At 69.2% G+C, this 17,954-nt stretch carries 19 protein-coding genes; 12 read left to right on the top strand and 7 right to left on the bottom strand.

The genetic code is table 11. The features are described 5' to 3' along the window. Nucleotides 1-21: 21 nt before the first annotated feature. On the top strand, nt 22-1,203 hold the full coding sequence (gene dnaJ, locus ISO16_RS10765) for a molecular chaperone DnaJ (protein ID WP_006945117.1): 1,182 nt from the start codon (nt 22-24) through the stop codon (nt 1,201-1,203). Next, nucleotides 1,203-1,610: a heat shock protein transcriptional repressor HspR gene (locus tag ISO16_RS10760; RefSeq protein WP_006945118.1), complete on the top strand. Its 408-nt coding sequence runs from the start codon at nt 1,203-1,205 to the stop codon at nt 1,608-1,610. Before dnaJ ends, ISO16_RS10760 begins: the two co-directional genes overlap by 1 nt. A gap of 143 nt (nt 1,611-1,753) precedes the next feature. Here ISO16_RS10760 and ISO16_RS10755 read toward each other — a convergent pair whose 3' ends face one another. Next, entirely contained in the window at nt 1,754-2,743 is a 990-nt protein-coding gene (locus ISO16_RS10755; protein ID WP_072635944.1) for an LLM class flavin-dependent oxidoreductase, read from the bottom strand. A gap of 101 nt (nt 2,744-2,844) precedes the next feature. Further along, nucleotides 2,845-3,384 (bottom strand): flavin reductase family protein, encoded by a 540-nt coding sequence (locus ISO16_RS10750; protein ID WP_006945120.1) that lies wholly within the window; start codon nt 3,382-3,384, stop codon nt 2,845-2,847. 236 nt (nt 3,385-3,620) lie between these two features. On the opposite strand from ISO16_RS10750, the gene ISO16_RS10745 reads away from it, so the two are divergent. The 4 genes from ISO16_RS10745 to ISO16_RS10730 are packed head-to-tail and all read left to right on the top strand — an operon-like array spanning nt 3,621 to nt 8,219. After that, nucleotides 3,621-4,838, top strand: coding sequence for an ABC transporter substrate-binding protein (locus tag ISO16_RS10745; RefSeq protein WP_072635943.1), 1,218 nt, complete (start codon nt 3,621-3,623; stop codon nt 4,836-4,838). Then, the gene (locus tag ISO16_RS10740; protein WP_072635942.1) at nt 4,835-5,692 is read left to right on the top strand and encodes a branched-chain amino acid ABC transporter permease; all 858 of its coding nucleotides are present in this window, start codon (nt 4,835-4,837) and stop codon (nt 5,690-5,692) included. Before ISO16_RS10745 ends, ISO16_RS10740 begins: the two co-directional genes overlap by 4 nt. 2 nt (nt 5,693-5,694) lie before the next feature. After that, the gene (locus tag ISO16_RS10735; RefSeq protein ID WP_072635941.1) at nt 5,695-7,503 is read left to right on the top strand and encodes a branched-chain amino acid ABC transporter ATP-binding protein/permease; all 1,809 of its coding nucleotides are present in this window, start codon (nt 5,695-5,697) and stop codon (nt 7,501-7,503) included. Then, complete coding sequence (locus tag ISO16_RS10730; RefSeq protein ID WP_072635940.1) at nt 7,500-8,219, top strand: ABC transporter ATP-binding protein; 720 nt, start codon at nt 7,500-7,502, stop codon at nt 8,217-8,219. The genes ISO16_RS10735 and ISO16_RS10730 overlap by 4 nt, the downstream gene beginning before the upstream one ends. A 53-nt stretch (nt 8,220-8,272) precedes the next feature. On the opposite strand, the gene ISO16_RS10725 is transcribed toward ISO16_RS10730, so the two are convergent. The 3 genes from ISO16_RS10725 to ISO16_RS10715 are packed head-to-tail and all read right to left on the bottom strand — an operon-like array spanning nt 8,273 to nt 10,132. Beyond that, nucleotides 8,273-9,463, bottom strand: a complete 1,191-nt coding sequence (locus ISO16_RS10725; protein ID WP_072635939.1) for an NADH:flavin oxidoreductase — start codon at nt 9,461-9,463, stop codon at nt 8,273-8,275. Nucleotides 9,464-9,471: 8 nt separating this feature from the next. Continuing rightward, nucleotides 9,472-9,726 (bottom strand): hypothetical protein, encoded by a 255-nt coding sequence (locus tag ISO16_RS10720; protein WP_029545553.1) that lies wholly within the window; start codon nt 9,724-9,726, stop codon nt 9,472-9,474. A gap of 16 nt (nt 9,727-9,742) precedes the next feature. Beyond that, the gene (locus ISO16_RS10715) at nt 9,743-10,132 is read right to left on the bottom strand and encodes a nuclear transport factor 2 family protein (protein WP_029545551.1); all 390 of its coding nucleotides are present in this window, start codon (nt 10,130-10,132) and stop codon (nt 9,743-9,745) included. Nucleotides 10,133-10,334: 202 nt separating this feature from the next. Here ISO16_RS10715 and ISO16_RS10710 point away from each other — a divergent pair, with 202 nt between their 5' ends. Continuing rightward, the gene (locus ISO16_RS10710) at nt 10,335-10,964 is read left to right on the top strand and encodes a PadR family transcriptional regulator (protein ID WP_170914036.1); all 630 of its coding nucleotides are present in this window, start codon (nt 10,335-10,337) and stop codon (nt 10,962-10,964) included. 9 nt (nt 10,965-10,973) lie between these two features. On the opposite strand, the gene ISO16_RS10705 is transcribed toward ISO16_RS10710, so the two are convergent. After that, nucleotides 10,974-11,732 carry an IclR family transcriptional regulator gene (locus ISO16_RS10705; RefSeq protein ID WP_029545547.1) on the bottom strand — a complete coding sequence of 253 codons (759 nt, stop codon included), beginning with the start codon at nt 11,730-11,732 and terminating at the stop codon, nt 10,974-10,976. Nucleotides 11,733-11,943: 211 nt separating this feature from the next. Further along, entirely contained in the window at nt 11,944-12,801 is an 858-nt protein-coding gene (locus ISO16_RS10700; protein ID WP_072635938.1) for an SDR family oxidoreductase, read from the bottom strand. A gap of 324 nt (nt 12,802-13,125) precedes the next feature. On the opposite strand from ISO16_RS10700, the gene ISO16_RS10695 reads away from it, so the two are divergent. The 5 genes from ISO16_RS10695 to ISO16_RS10675 are packed head-to-tail and all read left to right on the top strand — an operon-like array spanning nt 13,126 to nt 17,916. Continuing rightward, nucleotides 13,126-14,061, top strand: coding sequence for an SMP-30/gluconolactonase/LRE family protein (locus ISO16_RS10695; protein ID WP_072635937.1), 936 nt, complete (start codon nt 13,126-13,128; stop codon nt 14,059-14,061). A gap of 32 nt (nt 14,062-14,093) precedes the next feature. Beyond that, nucleotides 14,094-14,999: an SDR family NAD(P)-dependent oxidoreductase gene (locus ISO16_RS10690; protein WP_072635936.1), complete on the top strand. Its 906-nt coding sequence runs from the start codon at nt 14,094-14,096 to the stop codon at nt 14,997-14,999. A gap of 46 nt (nt 15,000-15,045) precedes the next feature. Next, a complete protein-coding gene (locus tag ISO16_RS10685; RefSeq protein ID WP_072635935.1) occupies nt 15,046-16,278 on the top strand; it encodes a cytochrome P450 in 1,233 nt (410 codons plus the stop codon). A 10-nt stretch (nt 16,279-16,288) separates the two neighbouring features. Then, nucleotides 16,289-16,609 carry a 2Fe-2S iron-sulfur cluster-binding protein gene (locus ISO16_RS10680; protein ID WP_072635934.1) on the top strand — a complete coding sequence of 107 codons (321 nt, stop codon included), beginning with the start codon at nt 16,289-16,291 and terminating at the stop codon, nt 16,607-16,609. Nucleotides 16,610-16,647: 38 nt separating this feature from the next. Continuing rightward, complete coding sequence (locus ISO16_RS10675) at nt 16,648-17,916, top strand: NAD(P)/FAD-dependent oxidoreductase (RefSeq protein WP_072635984.1); 1,269 nt, start codon at nt 16,648-16,650, stop codon at nt 17,914-17,916. Nucleotides 17,917-17,954: the final 38 nt, after the last annotated feature.

The raw sequence follows: 17,954 nt of genomic DNA, 5'->3' as shown, positions 1-17,954 counted from the left end.
AGCGAGAGGAGGAGACACCCGGTGAGCCAGAGGGAGTGGATCGAGAAGGACTTCTACAAGGAGCTGGGTGTCTCCTCCGACGCGTCGGCCGACGACATCAAGAAGGCCTACCGCAAGCTGGCGCGGGATCTGCATCCCGACGCCAACCCCGGCGACACCCGGACGGAGGAGCGCTTCAAGGCGGTCAGCGAGGCGTACGCCGTGCTGTCCGATCCGGCCAGGCGCAAGGAGTACGACGAGACCCGGCAGATGTTCGCCTCCGGCGGCTTCGGCGGCGGGTTCCGTCCCGGCGCCGGCAGCGGCGGGTTCTCCGGCGGCACCACCACCTTCGATCTCGGTGACCTGTTCGGTGGCGGCGGCGGTGGGGCCGGTGACGCCGGTCTCGGCGACCTGTTCGGCGGCCTGTTCAACCGGACCGGCGGCGGGGGCGCGCGCACCACGTCGCGGCCCCGGCGCGGGTCCGACGTGGACGCCGAGACCACGCTCGACTTCCGCGACGCGGCCCTCGGCGTCACCGTCCCGCTGCGGCTGACCAGCCCGGCGCCGTGCACCACCTGCCACGGCAGTGGCGCCCGACCCGGCACCAGCCCGCGGGTGTGCCCGCGCTGCAACGGAAGTGGCATCGTCTCGCGCAACCAGGGGGCGTTCGGTTTCTCCGAGCCGTGCGACGACTGCCGGGGCACCGGGTCGATCATCGACGAGCCCTGCACGGACTGTCGCGGCAGCGGCATCCAGAACCGCACCCGCACCATCACGGTGCGGATCCCACCCGGGGTCCGGGACGGCCAGCGCATCCGGCTGGCCGGTCAGGGCGAGGCGGGACTGCGCGGCGCCCCGCCCGGTGACCTGTTCGTCACGGTGCACGTGCGCGCCGACAGGGTGTTCGGCCGCGACGGCGACGACCTGACGCTGGTGCTGCCGGTCAGCTACGGCGAGCTGGTGCTCGGCACCACCGTCTCGGTCCCCACCCTGGAGGGCCGGGTCGGGTTGAAGATCCCGGCCGGTACGGCCGACGGGCGCGTGCTGCGGGTACGCGGGCGCGGCGTCCCCAAGCGCGGGGGCGGCGCCGGCGACCTGCTGGTGACCGTCAAGGTGGCCGTGCCCCAGAACCTCGACGACCAGGCGATCGACGCACTGCGGATCTACATGCACGCGGAGCAGGCGAGCGGCTTCGATCCGCGGGCGGGCTGGGCAGGTGCATGATGAGCGAGAACCGCAACCGGCACGATTCGCCGATGGACCCGGACGCCCGGGTCTATGTGATCTCGGTGGCGGCGGAACTGGCCGGCATGCACGCGCAGACGCTGCGCAACTACGACCGGCTCGGCCTCGTCACCCCGCACCGCACGCGGGGCGGCGGGCGCCGCTACTCCCCGCGCGACGTCGCGCTGCTGCGTGAGGTGCAGCGCCTGTCGCAGGACGAGGGCGTGAACCTCGCGGGCATCAAGCGGATCATCGAGCTGACCAATCAGGTCGAGGCCCTGCAGCAGCGGCTGTCCGAGATGGCAGCCGAGATCGCGCAACTGCACGCGTCGCGCCGCGCGCTGGTGCCGGTGCCGCGCAGCAACGCGCTGGTGGTCTGGAAGCCGAAGCACCAGCGCGACAGGTAGGTGCTCGGCCCCTCCGGCCTCGATCACCCAATACCGTTGTGGCCGAATGTCACATCGCGTCGATCAGATCGACACGATGTGACATTCGGCCGTTCAGGGCGGTCACGGGCGGTCACGGGCGGTCACGGGCGGTCCCGGGCCGTTCAGGCCGGGACGAGCCCGCTGACGTCGGCGAGCAGTTCGAGCGAACGCAGCCACGCCTTGCGCCCGGGCGCCGACGACACCACGATCAGCTCGTCGGCCTGCGCGCGCTCGGTGAAGCGGTCGAGGTAGGCACGCACCTCGGCCGGGGTGCCGACGGCGGTGTACCGCAGCATCTGCAGCACCTGCTGCCCGGCGGGGGCGTCGAGCAGCATCTCGACCTCGTCGTCGGTGAAGGTGCGGCCGCGGCCGAGCATCTGCCGGATGCGCTGTCGCTTGGTGGCCTCGAACAGTGCATTCGCCTCGTCGGTGGTGTCCGCGGCGATCACGCCGACGCCCGCGATGACGTACGGCTCGGCGAGCTGCTCGGACGGCTGGAACTCGCGACGGTACAGCGCGACGGCGTCCTCGAGCGCCTGCGGCGCGAAGTGGGACGCGAACGCGTACGGAAGGCCGAGCAGCGCGGCGAGTTTCGCCCCGAACAGCGACGAGCCGAGGATGTACAGCGGCACGTCGGTGCCCTTGCCGGGGACGGCGTCGACGCCCGGAATGCGCGACGTGCCGCGCAGGTAGCCGTGCAGCTCGAGCACGTCCTGCGGGAAGCTGTCGGCCGACGACGGGTCGCGGCGCAGCGCCCGCAGGGTGTTCTGGTCGCTGCCGGGGGCGCGGCCGAGACCGAGGTCGATGCGGCCGGGATGCAGCGTCTCGAGGGTGCCGAACTGCTCGGCGATGGTCAGCGGCGAGTGGTTGGGCAGCATGATGCCCCCGGCGCCGAGCCGGATCGTGGACGTGTGGGCGGCGACGTGCGCGATCAGCACGCTGGTGGCCGACGAGGCGATGGTCGGCATGTTGTGGTGTTCGGCGTACCAGATGCGGCGGTAGCCCCACCGCTCGGCGCGCTGCGCCATGTCCACGCTCGCGGCGAAGCTGTCGCGCGCGGTTTCGCCGCGGCCGATGTGAGCCAGGTCGAGAATCGATAGTGGTGTGGTCACCTGGATCCTTCGCGTGTCCGGGGCCCGGGTTCGGGATCCGGGCACACGATCGGTCCAACCACACCGGCCGGTCCACTATTCCGTGACGTGCGCCTCGCCGCTCACCGCACCGGGTTCACGTCGGTGGCGGTGCGGGGATCGAGGAGCGTCTCGCCCGCATACCTGCCGAAGCCGCCGCGGTAGAACAACAGCGGTCCGTCGTCGTGCAGCGCGGTCAGCCCCGTCACACGCGCGACGACGATGGTGTGGTCGCCGGCGTCGTGCTCGGCCTCGACGGTGGCCTCGATGCGGGCCAGCGCGCCCGCGATGGCGGGCGCGCCGTTGTCGCCGCGCGTCCAGTCCACGCCGGTGAACTTGTCGCCGCCGCTGACGGCGAACGCCATGCACGTGTCGCGCTGGTGGTGGGCCAGGACGTTGATCGCGAGGGTGCCGATCTCACGGATCTTCGGCCAGGTCCGCGACGTGCGGGCGGGGCAGAACGACACGAGCGGCGGATCCAGGGACACCGACGCGAACGACTGGCACGCGAAACCCAGCGGTTCGCGGCCGTCGTGGCCGGTCACGACGGTGACGCCGGTGCAGAAGTTGCCCAGCACGTCGCGCATCGTCCGGGGATCGAGCACCGTGTGTTCCGCGCTCATAAGGTTCCTCTCGCCGTTCGGTATCTCTCCAGTGTCCGTCATCCGGCGGGCAGGAGGCGACCGGCGTCCCGCCGAGCGGGCATACCTAGCGGGCATACCTGCACTCGCCTGCGGCACGTGCACCGGTGCCTGCGCATGCCCGCGACCGGAGTTCCCACCCAGTGGAACGCGCTCTCGTCCCGGCCGGCGTCGTCGGCCTAGGTTCCGCGCAGAGACCTGTCGACGAGGAGTGTGGGATGGCGAGAAGAGCATCGGTAGCCGTTGCGGCGGTAGCAGTTTCGGTCTCCGTCCTGGCCGGGTGCGGGTCCGGCTCCGATGCCGCGGAGGACAACCCCGACGCGCCGTACCGGGTGCTGATGACGGGGGCGCTGAGCGGTCCGGGCGCTCTCGCGGCGAATGCGAAGACCTCCGTGCTCGCCGCGCAGGCCGGTGCCCAGGTGCAGAACGGCGCCGGGGGAATCGCCGGACGTGACATCGAGCTCACCGTCGTCGACGACGGCGGCGACCCGACGGTCGCGGTGACGAAGCTGCGTGAGGCCCTGGCCTCCGACACGCCTCCCGATTTCTACGTCACCTCGGGACCGTCGTCGGTCAGCTCGGCGGTTCTGCCCATCCTGAAGCAGAACGAGGTGCTCTCGTTCAACATCGCGCCCACCGAGGAGTCGTCGAATCCGGCGACATTTCCGCTGAACTTCGACCTGGCCCTGTCTGCTCAGGGCTACGCCGACAGCGTCGCCGCGCACATGGTCGACGAGGGCTACGACGACATCGGGATCATCCACGGCAGCAGCGCCTACGGTGAGGCGTTCGGCAAGGGGATGGCCGATGCGGTGACCGCGTCCGGGCTGCGGCTGGCAGGCAGCCAGGAATACGACATCGCGGCCCTGGACATGACCGCGCAACTGCAGGCCTTGAAGAACGCGGGGGCGAGGGCACTGGCCGTCGACGCGTACGGAGCCCCGCTCGGCTATCTGTTGCAGAGCCTGCAACGCCTCGACTGGGACGTCCCGCTCGTCGGCAACACCTCGGTGGCCGGCACCGCGCTCGTCGCGACCCCGCCCCCGGACGGGGTGCTCGGCACCCCGGCGGTGGAGAACCTGGTGGTGCAGGTGTTCGACAGCACCCTCGCCACGTCGGAGAACGAGAACGTGAAGACGATGGTCGACACGATGGCGTCGCTCGGCACCATCGAATCGATTCTCATCGTCGCCGGCCCCTACGACGCGTTCTCCCTCGTGGCGGCCGCCGCCGAGAAGGCCGGGTCCACCGACGCGGCCGAGCTCGCCGCGGCGCTCGAGACGGAGGAGGTGTCGGCGAACGGCGCGACCGCGTTCCTGCCGCGGTACAACTTCACCGAGCAGTCCCACAGCCCCGATCCGGGCGACGGTGCGGTCCGCTTTGTCCCGCCGTCACCCATGGTCAACGGCCAGTACAGCGCCCCCGCAGCGCCGTGACGATCGTCTGGTCTGGCCTCGCGCTCGGCGCGGTGTACGTGCTCGTCGCGATCGGCTACAACATCGTCTTCGTCTCGGCGAACACCTTCAACTTCGCACACGCGCAGTTGATGACGGTGGGCACCTTCGTCGCCTACACGGGCTTGGTGACGCTGAAGCTGCCGGTGCTGGTGGTGGCGTTGCTGGCCGGTGTCGTGGTGACGATTCTGGCCGGACTCGAGGAATTGGTCGCGATCCGGCCGGTCGCGGATCATCAGAACCAGCTGGTGACGACTCTCGGTGTGGCCACCCTGCTCAACGGTGCCACCCAGCTGATCTGGGGCACCGAGCCGCTCACGGTGCCGTTCGCCGGTGCGGGGGAGCCGTTCACGCTCCTCGGCGGCCGCACGTATCCGGTGGAGCTCGCGTTGCTCGTCGCCGCGGTGGTGCTGGTGGTTGTTCTGAGCCGGTTGAGCCGTTCCACGTCGACGGGCCTCGCGCTGCTCGCGATCTCCGAGGACCGGGAGGCGGCCGTGTTGCGCGGTGTCGATGCGCGACGTCTGGCGTTCGCCGCCTTCGCGTTCTCCGGCGCCGTCGCCGGGGTGACCGCGCTGCTGGTCGGCCCGAAGACGTTTGCCGTGGCGACGCTCGGTGCGGCGCTGGCCCTGAAGGGTTTCGTCGCGCTGGCGATCGGGGGCTTCGGGTCGCTGCCCGGCGCCCTCGTCGGTGGCCTGACGGTCGGTCTCGTCGAGTCCTTCACCGCGCTGTACGCAGGCGCCCAGTACAGCAACGTCGCGGTGTTCGCGGTCCTGATCGTGATCCTGATGGTCAGGCCGGCCGGGTTGTTCGGGTCGGTGAAGGAAAGGGTGGTGTAACCGTGGTGGTGTGGCGCAGGATCAGGGCTCTGCCGAGTTGGGCACTGCCCCTGCTGGTGGCCGTCGTCCTGGTGTCGGTCCCGTTGATGGACCTCGGCATGGCCACCACCCGGCAGATCCAGCTCGCCTGTGTGCTGGCTCTCGTGGTGTCGGGCCTGAACCTCAGCCTGGGCTACGGCGGCGAACTCGCCCTCGGACAGGCAGCCATGTACGCGGCCGGCGCGTACACCGCGGGTCTGCTGTCGCAGGCCGGGCACACCGACCTGGTCGTGCAGCTGCTCGCTGCCGGCGCCGTCGCGCTCGGAGTCGGTGTCCTCACCGGCATTCCCGGACTGCGGCTCGGAAGCTGGTCACTGGCGATGACGTCGTTCTTCCTGGTGCTGTTGGTGCCCGACATCATGGCGATCTTCGGCGGCCCCACCGGTGGCCGCAACGGACTGTCCGGGATGGAGCCGCCGACGCTGTTCGGTGCGGACCTCGACGGGGACGGATTCTATGTCGTGATTGCGGTGGTGACGGTCGGCTGGTTCGCTGTGATGCGCAATCTCGTGGCCTCGCGGCACGGCATCGCCTTCCGCACGCTGAAGCAGAGTCCGGTGCTTGCGGCGTCTCAGGGCGTGTCGGTGTTCCGGATGAAGCTGCTCGCGTATGCAATCGGTGCGTTCCCTGCCGGTCTGGCCGGCGCGCTGTTCGCGAACACCGACCTGTTCATCTCGCCGGAGGCCTTCGGTTTCACGTTCGCCACCGCGGTTCTCGCGGCGGCGATCCTCGGCGGCGTGGCCAGCGTGTACGGCGCGGCCGTCGGTGCGGCGGTCATGCAGTTCGGGCCCAACCAGTCCACCGCCTTCCAGGAATACGCGCTGCTGTTCTACGGCGGGTTCCTGATCGTCGGCGGTGTGCTGCTCTCCGGCGGCCTGGCGCGGGTGGGACGGCTCGTCGTCGCCGGGCTCGACACCCGGGCGGGCCTGCATCGGCCGGTCGAGCCCGGGGAGCCGACCGTACCGTCCTTCGACGATCTCGACGGCGCGGTGCTGGATGTGGAGGGAATCGAGAAGTCGTTCGGCGGCAACCGGGCGCTCCGAGGCGTCCGCCTCGACGCCCGGCCGGGCAAGGTCACCGCGCTCATCGGCCCCAACGGATCCGGAAAGACCACGCTGCTCAACATGATCTGCGGCTTCTACCGGGCCGACGCCGGCCGCATCCTGGTCGGCGACGCGGAGACGACGAACCTGCCCCCGCACCGGGTAGCGAGTACGGGGATCGCGCGGACGTTCCAGACGCCGGCCGTCCCCGAGCACGTCACCGTGCTCGAAGCGGTGGCGTCCGGCCGGTATACCGTCGACCGGGCTTCGATGTTCTCGGCGGTGCTGCGGTTGCCCGCCCATCGCCGGGCCACCCAGGCGGACCGCCGTGAGGCCCGGCGGATCCTCGACATCGTCGGAATGGCGCATCTGCGCAACGAGATCGCGACCGACCTGCCGTTGGGCATGCGCCGCATGCTCGAGGTGGCGCGGGCAGTCGTGGCTCGCCCACGGGTGCTGCTGTTCGACGAGGTGGCGTCCGGACTGGACGAGAACGAGCTGGTGCGGCTGGCCGAGGTGATCCGGGCCCTGCGCGACGCAGGCGCGACCGTCGTGCTCGTCGAACACAACTTCCGCCTGGTCCTCGAGCTTGCCGACGAGATCGTCGTGCTGGCCCAGGGCGAGGTGATCGCCGAGGGCACACCCGCGGAGATCGAACGGCATCCGCGGGTGCTGCGCGAATACCTGGGTGCGGACGTCGTCGGCTCGGACCGGGAGGAGGCGCGATGACGCCGGTGCTGAGCGTGCGCGGTCTGCAGACCGGATACGGTGACGTGCGCGTCGTGTGGGACGTGTCGTTCGATGCGCACGCCGGGCAGGTGACGGCGCTACTCGGCCGCAACGGGGCAGGCAAGACCACGACGCTGCGGGCCGTCGCCGGCCTCAACAAGATCCGCGGTGGTGCGGTCCTGTTCGACGGTGCGGACATCGCGCCGGTACCCGCGCATCGGCGGGTCCGAGCCGGTATCGCGTACGTGCAGGAGGGCAAACGGGTTTTCCACAAGCTGACGATCGAGCAGAACCTGATCCTCGGTGGGTACACCCGCGGCGTGCGGCGACGCGAACTGGATACCGAGGTCGAGCGGATCTACGAGATGTTCCCCGTCCTCGGCGACAAGCGGGCGTCGCGCGCGGGGTCGATGTCGGGCGGACAGCAGCAGATGCTCGCGATCGGGTCGGCGCTGATGGCGAAGCCGCAGCTGCTGCTGCTCGACGAGCCGTCCGGGGGTCTCGCCCCGGTCGTCGTCGGCGAGGTGATGGAGCGTGTGCAGGCACTGAAGGAGACCGGGCTGGCCGTGGTGCTCGTGGAGCAGGCGGTGGAGGCCTCACTTGGCGTTGCCGACCACGTGGTCGTCCTCGACATCGGGAGGGTGGTGCTCGAAGCGCCGGCCGCCGAACTCGGTGTCGAGGCGGTGCAGCAGGCGTATTTCGGAAGGACCGCGTAGCGGGCCCGCGCCGACGGAAGGGCCGGACGACATGTCGTCCGGCCCTTTTGCCATCAGCGAGCGGCAGCGGGTTCCACGAGCACGCAACGGGTTCCAGTGAAGATCGTGGGCATGCACTTGTTGCAGTGGATGCACAGGGACCGGTGGCCGGGCTCGGTGGCGATGCGATTGATCAGGTCGGGTTCGCGTAGCAGCGCCCGCGCCATCGCGACGAAGTCGAATCCCTCGGCCATCGCCGTGTCCATCCCGGCACGGTCGGTGACACCGCCGAGCAGCACGAGCGGCAGCTGCACCGCCGCGCGGATCTGCCGTGCCTCCTCGAGCATGAACAGGTCCCGGTAGGGATACGACTTGAGGAAATGCTTGCCGACGAGTTTCATTCCGGTGCGGACGGGTTCGCGCATCACCGCGGCGAATTCACGCACGGGTGCTTCGCCCTTGAACAGGTACATCGAGTTCAGAAGCGAGCTCCCCATAGTCAGCTCGATCGCGTCGAGGGACCCATCCTGCTCGAGCCACTGTGCCACCTGCACGGCCTCGTCGAGCCAGAAGCCGCCGGGCACACCGTCGTCCATGTTCAGTTTCGCCAGGATGGCGATCCTCTCGCCGACGGCCTCGCGGACAGTTCGAGCGGTCTCGCGGACCAGGCGCGCACGGTTGGCGAGGGAGCCGCCGTACTCGTCGTCGCGCTTGTTGATCTTCGGGCTGAGGAACGAACTCGCGAAGTAGTTGTGGCCGAAGTGGATCTCGACGGCATCGAATCCGGATTCGACGGCGTACCGAGCGGCGTCGCCGTGCGCCCGGCGGATGCGGTCGATGTCGGCGAGCGTCGCCGAGCGCACCGTGCGCATGCCGAGCGGATTGAACTGCCGTGACGGCCCCAGCGCGGGTAGTCCGGTGCTGGCCTCGTTGGCGACCGGACCGGCGTGGCCGATCTGGGCGGATGCGGCGGCTCCTTCGGCGTGGATCGCGTCGGTGAGGCGGCGCAGACCCGGGACGGCCTCGGGACGCATCCAGATCTGGTTCGCCTCGGTGCGTCCCTCGGGCGCGACGGCGCAGTATGCGACGGTGGTCATTCCGACGCCGCCTGCGGAGGGACGGCGGTGGTACTCGATCAGTTCGTCGGAGACCAGCGCCCCCGGGGTGGCGCCCTCGAAGGTGGCGGCCTTGATGATGCGGTTGCGGAGCGTGATCGGGCCCAGTTTCGCGGGGGCGAGCACGTCGGGAACTCTGCTTTCACGCATGGTGACTCCTAGTCCAGTCGGCCGGGGGTGGGGTAGCTGCGGGGGCTGAGCAGCAGCTCGCCGCGTTCGGCGAGCTCGTCGATGGTGTCGCGCAGATCGATGCACGTCGGGATCGCGACGGTTGCGTGGCCTCGCTCGGCTTCGGCCCGGAATCGGGGGCACGACCGGTCGGACTCGGTGAGCCACTGGATGCTGGTGTGGGTCTCGCTGTACTTCTCGGCGAGGACGCGGTTGCCGCAGGTTCGGCAGGTCACGGGCTGCATGACGGTGTCCTAGGTGTCAGAGCCGGCGCATATCGCCCGGCGCCCAGAAGGCGCGCATGCTGGTGATCCGACCGTCGTCGCCGAAGGTCATCACGTCGATGGGTTCGACCTCGTAGATCTGATCACCGACTTCGCTGGTGACACGGAAGTGGAAGGCGGCGTTCGAACCGCTGATCCGGAGGGTGAACAACTCGGTCGTGTTCTTCATGGCCTCGACCGCGCCGTAGAACTCGGTGATCGCGGCGCGGCCGACCCGGGGTTCGCTGCCCACCGGGTCCTCGACGGTGGCGTCCTGCGCGTACAGTGCGGCGATGTCAGCGGCGGTACCGGACGCCACGCCGGTGAGGTAGGCGTTCACGGTGGCACGGATGCGCTCCGTCTGTGTGGTCGCATCGGAAACGGTCACGGTGTGCTCCTGTCGATCCTGGGGACGTCGGTGGGGGTTCTCCGACGCTATCGGCGCTGTGACCGGGGGTCGGCCGGTCGTCCCGCGCAGCGGGAGATTCGATCGGCGATTCCCTCCTCTGCGTTGTTACGCTTTCGCGGTGTCCGAATCGACCGACGAGCCGTATCCGGCGCTGCCCGCAACCAGCTGGGCGGTGCTGGGCATGCTGTCGTTCGGGGAGGAGCTGACCGGCAACGATCTGAAGAAGTGGGCCGACTGGAGCATCGGGTTCTTCTACTGGAGTCCGTCGGTCAGCCAGGTGTACGCGGAGCTGAAGAAGCTCGAGAAGCTGGGGTTCGTCCAGTCGCGCCTGATCAGTGAGCCGGGTGCGCGGGGGCGCCGCGTGTATGCGATCACCGCGGCCGGGATCGAGGCGGTCCGAACCTGGTCCCGGGAGTCTCCCGTCGAGATCCCGGTGCTCAAGCACGGCGTGATGCTGCGGATGTACATGGGCCACCTCAACGATCCGGAACAGCTCAAGGCGATCGTGCGCGACCACATCGTGAACCTCGAGGACAAGTTGCGCCGTGCCGGTGAGCACGCGGATCATTCCGACCGGGAGCCCGGATGGGCGTTCTCCCAGATGAGCCTGCGCTGGGCCGAGCGGTACTTCCAGGCCGAGATCGACCTTTCGCGGCAGCTTCTCGACGACATCGACCGTGCTGCAGCACAATTCGCCAGCAGCGAGGTCGACCGATCAGGCCTGCCGCGACCCCGGGACCCGGGTAGCTGGAAAGCTGTGGCGGAACCACCTCTCGACGACGAGGCGGAGGGGCCGGACGCCGCCGGCTGACGTCGTCTGTCAGGCGAACTGCGGCTGTCGCACCGGCCCTGTCGTGCGGAGGTGGCTGCGGCACTGGAGGGTCGGGGTGACGTGCCGGTCGAGTGTGCGCCAAACGGCGGTCGCAGCCATGCGGACCGGGGCGGTGAGCCGATGGTCGAATCGCATGTGTGCGAGGGGACCGCAGACGGATACCGCAGCGGCCGCCGAACCGATCGGGCCGACAGGTACTGCGATGCACCCGAAGCCCGGCACGGACTCCCCGCGCTCGTAAGCGATTCCGTGCTCGCGGACGCGGTCGTATTCGGGTCCGGGAACGCCGGTGTACGACAAGAGCGCCTTGCCGAGGGCGGTGCTGTGGGCGGGGCGGCGCCCGCCGATCCGTGTCGGGACGGCGCCCGCGAGCCGGCCCCCCAGTTTCTCCAGGTATACGAGGTCGTTGTCGTCGAGGACGGCCAGGTGGACGACGAGACCGGTGGCGCGGTGCAGTTCCTGCAAGTGGGGCAGCGCGGTGGCGTGCAGGCGGTCCTGATGGACGGCGAGCGAGCCGAGTTCCATCAGCCGCAGTCCCAGCGTGTAGTCGCGGCCTTCCCGGTGGAGCCAGCGCATCGTGACCAAACGCTCGAGCATGCGGTGGGCGGAAGAGCGCGGCAGCCCGGTCCGGCGCACGATCTGGGCGAGGGTCAGCCGCCCGGCGCCGTCGAAGGCGTCGAGGACGAGGCTGACGCGGTCGAGGACTGCGCTGGGGGTGGTGTGGTCGGATGCGGCCTGCATCGTCATCGCTTCTCCTACAGCCGTGGCGCCGACTGAAGCGCCGGGACGTGCGTATTTCGATTAGGAATGATTGCACATCGATGTTCGGTTGTGAAGCAGGTCACCGAAGGGGTCGGTCGGCGGTGCTCGGCGCGAGGGCCGCAGATGCGCCGGCGGCGCGCAGAGGCCGACGGCGTCGGCCGCGTGCCGGCGCCGTCGGCCCGTGGGATCGGGGACGTCAGTTCCGCCCGGTTGTGAATGCACGCATCCGCATGAGGTAGTTCGCGAGCCGTGGCAGCGGCACCGGCCGCGGCCGATCGGAGGCGCGGAAGTACGCGTCCGATCCGCCGTCGACGAAAACTACACTGCCGCATAAGAAATCGGCGGATTCGGACAGCATGAACACCGCCCAGTCGGCGAGCTGTCCGGCTTCCCCGAAACCGCCGACGGGAACGGGGAAGGGCCGGATCGCCTTCGCTTCGTCGGGAGTGCCGAGCCGGCGTTCGAGCAGGGGAGTGAGGACGGCTCCCGGAGCGAGCGCATTGAGGCGGATGCCTGCTCCTGCCCAGGCCGCGGTCACGGCATTCTGCCGGACCCAGCGACTGACGGCGATCTTCGATGCGGCGTACGCGATGGAAGGCGCGAACTTGCCGAACATGCGCACCGAACGGACAGCCTTGTCCCTGTCTCCCGACAGCATTGCGTCGACGGTTCGTCGGGGAACCATCGGCGTCGTCGTGGTGGAATCGCTCGAGAAGGCAACGACCTTGGCATTCTCGGCGGCCGCAACGGCGGGACGCCATGCCCCCAGCAACTCGACCACCCCGAGGTAGTTCACCCCGGCGAGGAGCCGGGGACGGTCCGCGCCCGGCGAGGGACCCACGCCCGCCGCCATGACGGCGCCGTCGAGTCGGCCCTCGGTCAGTGCGAGTACCTCCGTCCCGGCCGACCGACGCCCGTCGGGCGTGGACAGGTCGGCGACGACGTCGGCCGCCCTGATGTCGACACCCACGACCGTGTGGCCGGCGGCAATCAGCTTCTGCGCGACGGCACCACCCATGCCGGAGGCCGATCCGGTCACTACGTGGACACTCATGCTCCCGCCCCTCTCTGTGTGATGTTCCGGACGCGGCGATGTCGCCCGTCGCCCGTGATCGTTGGACGCGCCACGACAGGAGCGGAACGGGGCCTGCGAAGTCGGTCGCGTCTCGGCACCATGATTCGCCTTGTCGCTGCCGGCAATCTCCATCGTTCCACTCAGTGGGCGATCGGGCTGTGCCGTGATGTGCTCGGTGACGATGCTGTGTTCCAGCAGTACCGAACTCCAGGAGCGGTTCGCGGCGGACTTCGGCACAGCCCATCCACTCCACCTGTGACATTCCGGTCACTCCGGTCGCCGGTTCTTCGGAAGGACATCAGCATGACGAACGCGGTCGCAGACGCGGTTGCCAGCGCCACCAGCTTCGAGGCGCGTGAGATCGCCCGGGGGTTCTCATGGCCGGAATGCCCCCGCTGGCACGACGGACGCTTCTGGTTCTCGGACATGTACACCTCGACCATCAAGACGATCGACGATGCCGGCACGGTCGAGGTGGCCGTCGACGCCACCGGCCGTCGATCGAGGACCGACGTACCGATCGTCCTCGGTGGTTTCGGCTGGCTGCCCGACGGCCGGATGGTCGTGACGTCGATGCACGAAAAGCTCGTCCTCGTCCACGACGGCTCGGCGCCGGACGCCCTCTTGGAGTATGCGGACGTCTCCGCATTCGCACCCGGACCGATCAACGACATGGTGGTCGACGCGGACGGCCGTGCGTACGTCACACAACTGGGCTTCGACCTGTTCGACAACGCCGAACCGGCACCGTCCCCGCTGCTCGTCGTCGAACCGGACGGAACCCCTCGTCAGGTCGACGAGATCGATCCGCTCTTGGGCGCCAACGGAATTGCCATCTCGGAGGACGGCACCCGCCTCTTCACCGCGGAAGCGTTCGCCAACCGCATCGTCGTCCTGGACCGCGCCGCGGACGGTACCGTGTCGAACCTGCGGGTGTTCGCCGAATGCCCGTTCCTCCCCGACGGTATCGGTCTGGACACCGACGGTGGCGTATGGGCCGCGATGCCCGGCAGCGGATACGTCGCACGGTTCGCCGAGGACGGCAGCCTCACCGACGCCGTCCCCGTCCCTCTCGAGCAGGGCGTCGGGTCGGCGTGCCTGCTCGGCGGTCCTGACCGCAACGTCCTCTACATCACGGTCGGGGTCGAGGTCTTCGACTTCGAGAAGTCGGCTCGCGAGGCGAAGGCCTCCGTCTGGTCCGCGCGCGTCGACCACCGCGGCGGCGGCACTCGCCCCTGAAGCGGCCCCACCATTTCAGAACAGGAAACATTATGGATGAACTGCGCTTCGACGACCGAGTCGTGATCGTCACCGGTGCGGGCAGAGGTATCGGCCGCGCCCACGCCCGGTTGCTCGCCGCGAGAGGCGCCGCGGTGGTCGTCGGGGACCTCGGTACCCGCACCGACGGCAGCGGCGTCGACGGCGACGATCCCGCGAGCGCCGTCGTCGCCGAGATCGTGGGCGACGGTGGCCGCGCGGTGGCCTGCACCGCCGACGTGGCCACCGAGGTGGGGGCCGCGGCCCTGGTCGACGCGGCAATTTCCACCTTCGGCCGGCTCGACGCCGTGGTGAACAACGCGGGCATCGTGCGCACCGCTCCCTTCACCGAGGTGCCCGACGAGGAATACCAGAGGCACATCGACGTCCACTACTTCGGCTCGTTGCGGTTGAGCCGCGCGGCCTGGCCGCACCTGATCGAGTCCGGTACCGGCCGAATCGTCAACACGGTATCCGCGGCGATGCTCGGCAACCCCATGATGGTCCACTACGGCAGCTCGAAGGGCGCAGTCTTCGGACTCACCCGAAACCTCGCCCTGGAAGGGGCCGAGCACGGCATCACCGTCAACGCCGTCGCGCCCGGGGCGGGTACCCGAATGGCCGAGGCGTCGGCAGCCGGCCTGTCTCCGGAAGTGCTCGAGTACCTGCGCACGTCCCTGAAGCCGGAGCACGTCGCCCCCATGGTCGCCTACCTCGTTCACCCGGAGTCCACCGTCACGGGAGAGGTGTTCAACGTCGCCGGCGGCGCCGTGAACCGGATGGTCGTGGTGAACACCACCGGGATCGCGGACCCCGAATTGTCGGTCGAGGTCGTCGCCGAGCGGTTCGACGACATCATGGCGATCACTCCCGATGTCGCACCGCAGCTCGTGGCACCTCCGCAGGTGCCGGCCACGTGAATCGCCGACCGCGAACGCTCCACACCCGATCACTTCAGGAGACGACATGACGACCGCAGATCCGGCCACCGTCGACACCACATTCCCCTTTCCCCCCGTGACACCCGACGAGGCGGTGGCCCGTTACAAGGCCATCGCAGCCGACCGGCCGATGACCCGCGTCACCATGCCCATCGGTGGGGACGCATGGGTCATTCATCGCAACACCACGGCCCGCGCCATGCTGGGGGATCCGCGCTTCGTCCGCGAGCCGTTCCGCACCGGAGCGCGCGCCGTTCCGTACTTCGTCGAGTTTCCCGATTTCCTCAAGACCACGATCCAGTTCGAGGATCCGCCGCACCACACCAGGCTGCGCCGCTTGGTGCAGAGATCGATCTCTCCGAAGCGTGTTCGTGGGATGCGTGATTCGGCGGTCGAGTTCGCAAACAGCCTCATCGACACGATGATCGAGAAGGGGCCGCCGAGCAACCTCGTCGAGGATTATTCCGTCGCGCTGCCCATCCAGATGCTCGCCAACCTCCTCGGTGTCCCGCCGGAGGACCGGCCGAAGTTCGAAAAGTGGAGTTCGTCCACCCTCTCGGTGGCGAACACGCCTCAGGACGAGGTCGTCGCGAACATGGCCGAGCTCGTCCAGTACATGATGGCGCTCATCGACGAACGCCGCCGCTCTCCGCGGGAAGATCTGCTCAGCGACCTCGCCAACGCGCGAGACAAGGACGACACCCTCACCGATGCCGAGATCCTGCCGATTGCCCTGATTCTCATCATCGGTGGATTCGACAACACCGCCAACTTCATCGGTGCCGGTGTGCTGTCGCTCCTCCACAATCCCGACCAGCTCGCGATCCTCCTCGAGGACGTCGGAGCAGTGGCGCCGACGGCCGTCGAGGAGATCCTGCGTCACGGTCGGCACGAACTGGGGTTGCCCATCACCGGAGCCGGCGGCCTCGTGCCGTTCGTCGCTGTGGAAGATGTCGAACTCGAGGGTCGGCTGGTGACCGCGGGCGAAGCCGTGCTGGTCGACCCGGGCAGCACCAATCACGACGGCATCGCCGTGCCCGATGCCGAGCGGTTCGATGTCACGAGGGCCGAGAACCCGCACCTGACGTTGAGCTACGGGCTGCATCACTGCCTCGGTGCGCCGCTGGCCAGAATGGAGATGCAGGTGGCGATCTCCGAGTTGTTCCGCCGTCTGCCGGCGCTGCGTCTCGACGGTGACGTCGTCATCGACCACAACAACCTGACGCAGCCGATCACGTCGCTGCCCGTGGCCTGGTAGGAGATGTGACGTGCCCAAGGTGTTCTACGTTCAGCCCGACGGCGTCGAAAAGGTCGTCGAGGGAGTCGTCGGCGATTCGGTGATGCAGACCGCCGTCCGCAACGGTGTCGCCGGTATCGTCGGTCAGTGCGGTGGCGTGCTGTCCTGTGCCACGTGCCACGTCTTCCTCGCCCCGGACGAGATGGACAACTTCCCCGCACCGAGCGCGGACGAGGACGAGATGCTCGACTGCGCCGCCACCGATCGGGAGGACACCTCGCGTCTGTCGTGCCAGTTGACACTGTGCGACGGGGTGGACGCGCACGTCCGGATCCCGGACGAACAGCTGTGAACACGGCACCCGCCCGGTCCGGTCCGGAGACTCGTGCGATGCCGGAGGCGATCGTGACGATCGGTGCCTCGCAGGCGGCGGTGTGCCTCGCCGACGCCCTCCGCTCGCACGGCTACTCGGGTGAGCTTCGCATGATCGGCGCCGAAGAGCACCCGCCGTATCAGCGTCCACCACTGTCGAAGGCATTCCTCGGCGGCGGTGCGAGCCGCGGGTCACTCGCCCTGCGCAGCGACAATCACTACCGGGACAACGCCGTCGAACTCGTCCTCGGAGAGACTGCCGTGGCGGTCGAACGGGGAACGGACGGTTCCGGTGTCGTGCGGACGCGCGACGCGGACGGCCGGTCGTCCACGTACCACTTCGACAGGCTGGTGCTGGCGACCGGGGCGCGGCCGCGTCAGCTTTCGCTGCCCGGCATCGACAGCGACGGCGTGCTCGAGTTGCGCAGCCTCGACGACGCCGTGCGGTTGGGGGAACGCGTTGCGGCGGGGCCGATGGTGGTCGTGGGTGGCGGCTTCATCGGGCTCGAGGTGGCGGCCACGGTGCGCACCCTGGGCGGGGTGGTCACCGTGGTCGAGTCCGGCCCGGCCCTGATGGGTCGTGCCGTCGGGGCGGGGACGGCGCGATTCCTGCACGACGCGCACGTGGGTGCAGGCATCGAGATTCTGCTCGATACCCGACCCACCGAGATCGTCGCCGACACCGACGGCGGCGTCCGCGGGATAGTGCTGGGGAACGGGAGGGAATTGCCGGCGGCGACAGTCCTGGTCGGTATCGGAGTCGAGCCGCGGGTGGAACTGGCGCAACAGATCGGGCTGTCGTGCGTCGGTGGCATCGCCGTCGACGACCGCTGTGTCACGTCGGACGGTGCGACGATCGCGCTCGGCGACTGCACGGTGCAACCCGCGCCGGTCGGATTCGAGTCGGTCCGAACCACCGTCCGACTCGAATCCGTCGATAATGCAAGCGAACAGGCGGCGGCTGCCGCGCGCACGTTGCTCGGGCTCCCGCCCGTGAAGCGGCCGGCTCCCTGGTTCTGGTCGGACCAGGGAGCGTGGAAGTTGCAGACGGTGGGCCTGGTCGCCGGTCACGATGCGGTGGTGGTGCGCTCGGACAGTGGCCGCCCCGACCGGCTTGTCACGCTGTATTTCCGCGACGACTGCCTGATCGCCGCGGAATGCGTCAATGCGCCGGCGGACTTTCTCGCGCTGCGCGGAGCGCTCACCCGGGGCGTATCCGTCTCGACCGAGGCGGTGTCGGATGTGTCGATTCCGCTCAAGCGGCTACTGACACCTGCCCGAGCCTGAATCGGTGAACGCGGTCTGCCCGGTCAGGCGACCGCTGG

This window comes from Rhodococcus sp. M8, assembly GCF_015654185.1.
GTDB classification, from domain to species: domain Bacteria; phylum Actinomycetota; class Actinomycetes; order Mycobacteriales; family Mycobacteriaceae; genus Rhodococcus; species Rhodococcus aetherivorans.
This window is presented reverse-complemented; position numbering and strand designations above follow the sequence as displayed.

Excerpts from the sequence above, each read along its gene's own strand:
- ISO16_RS10760 (WP_006945118.1), top strand. The coding sequence starts at position 1,203 with ATGAGCGAGAACCGCAACCGGCACGATTCGCCGATGGACCCGGACGCC.
- ISO16_RS10675 (WP_072635984.1), top strand. The coding sequence starts at position 16,648 with ATGCCGGAGGCGATCGTGACGATCGGTGCCTCGCAGGCGGCGGTGTGC.
- ISO16_RS10710 (WP_170914036.1), top strand. The coding sequence starts at position 10,335 with ATGCTGTCGTTCGGGGAGGAGCTGACCGGCAACGATCTGAAGAAGTGG.
- ISO16_RS10700 (WP_072635938.1), bottom strand. The coding sequence starts at position 12,801 with ATGAGTGTCCACGTAGTGACCGGATCGGCCTCCGGCATGGGTGGTGCC.
- ISO16_RS10720 (WP_029545553.1), bottom strand. The coding sequence starts at position 9,726 with ATGCAGCCCGTGACCTGCCGAACCTGCGGCAACCGCGTCCTCGCCGAG.
- ISO16_RS10695 (WP_072635937.1), top strand. The coding sequence starts at position 13,126 with ATGACGAACGCGGTCGCAGACGCGGTTGCCAGCGCCACCAGCTTCGAG.
- ISO16_RS10705 (WP_029545547.1), bottom strand. The coding sequence starts at position 11,732 with ATGACGATGCAGGCCGCATCCGACCACACCACCCCCAGCGCAGTCCTC.
- ISO16_RS10730 (WP_072635940.1), top strand. The coding sequence starts at position 7,500 with ATGACGCCGGTGCTGAGCGTGCGCGGTCTGCAGACCGGATACGGTGAC.
- ISO16_RS10725 (WP_072635939.1), bottom strand. The coding sequence starts at position 9,463 with ATGCGTGAAAGCAGAGTTCCCGACGTGCTCGCCCCCGCGAAACTGGGC.
- ISO16_RS10685 (WP_072635935.1), top strand. The coding sequence starts at position 15,046 with ATGACGACCGCAGATCCGGCCACCGTCGACACCACATTCCCCTTTCCC.
- ISO16_RS10690 (WP_072635936.1), top strand. The coding sequence starts at position 14,094 with ATGGATGAACTGCGCTTCGACGACCGAGTCGTGATCGTCACCGGTGCG.
- ISO16_RS10745 (WP_072635943.1), top strand. The coding sequence starts at position 3,621 with ATGGCGAGAAGAGCATCGGTAGCCGTTGCGGCGGTAGCAGTTTCGGTC.
- ISO16_RS10750 (WP_006945120.1), bottom strand. The coding sequence starts at position 3,384 with ATGAGCGCGGAACACACGGTGCTCGATCCCCGGACGATGCGCGACGTG.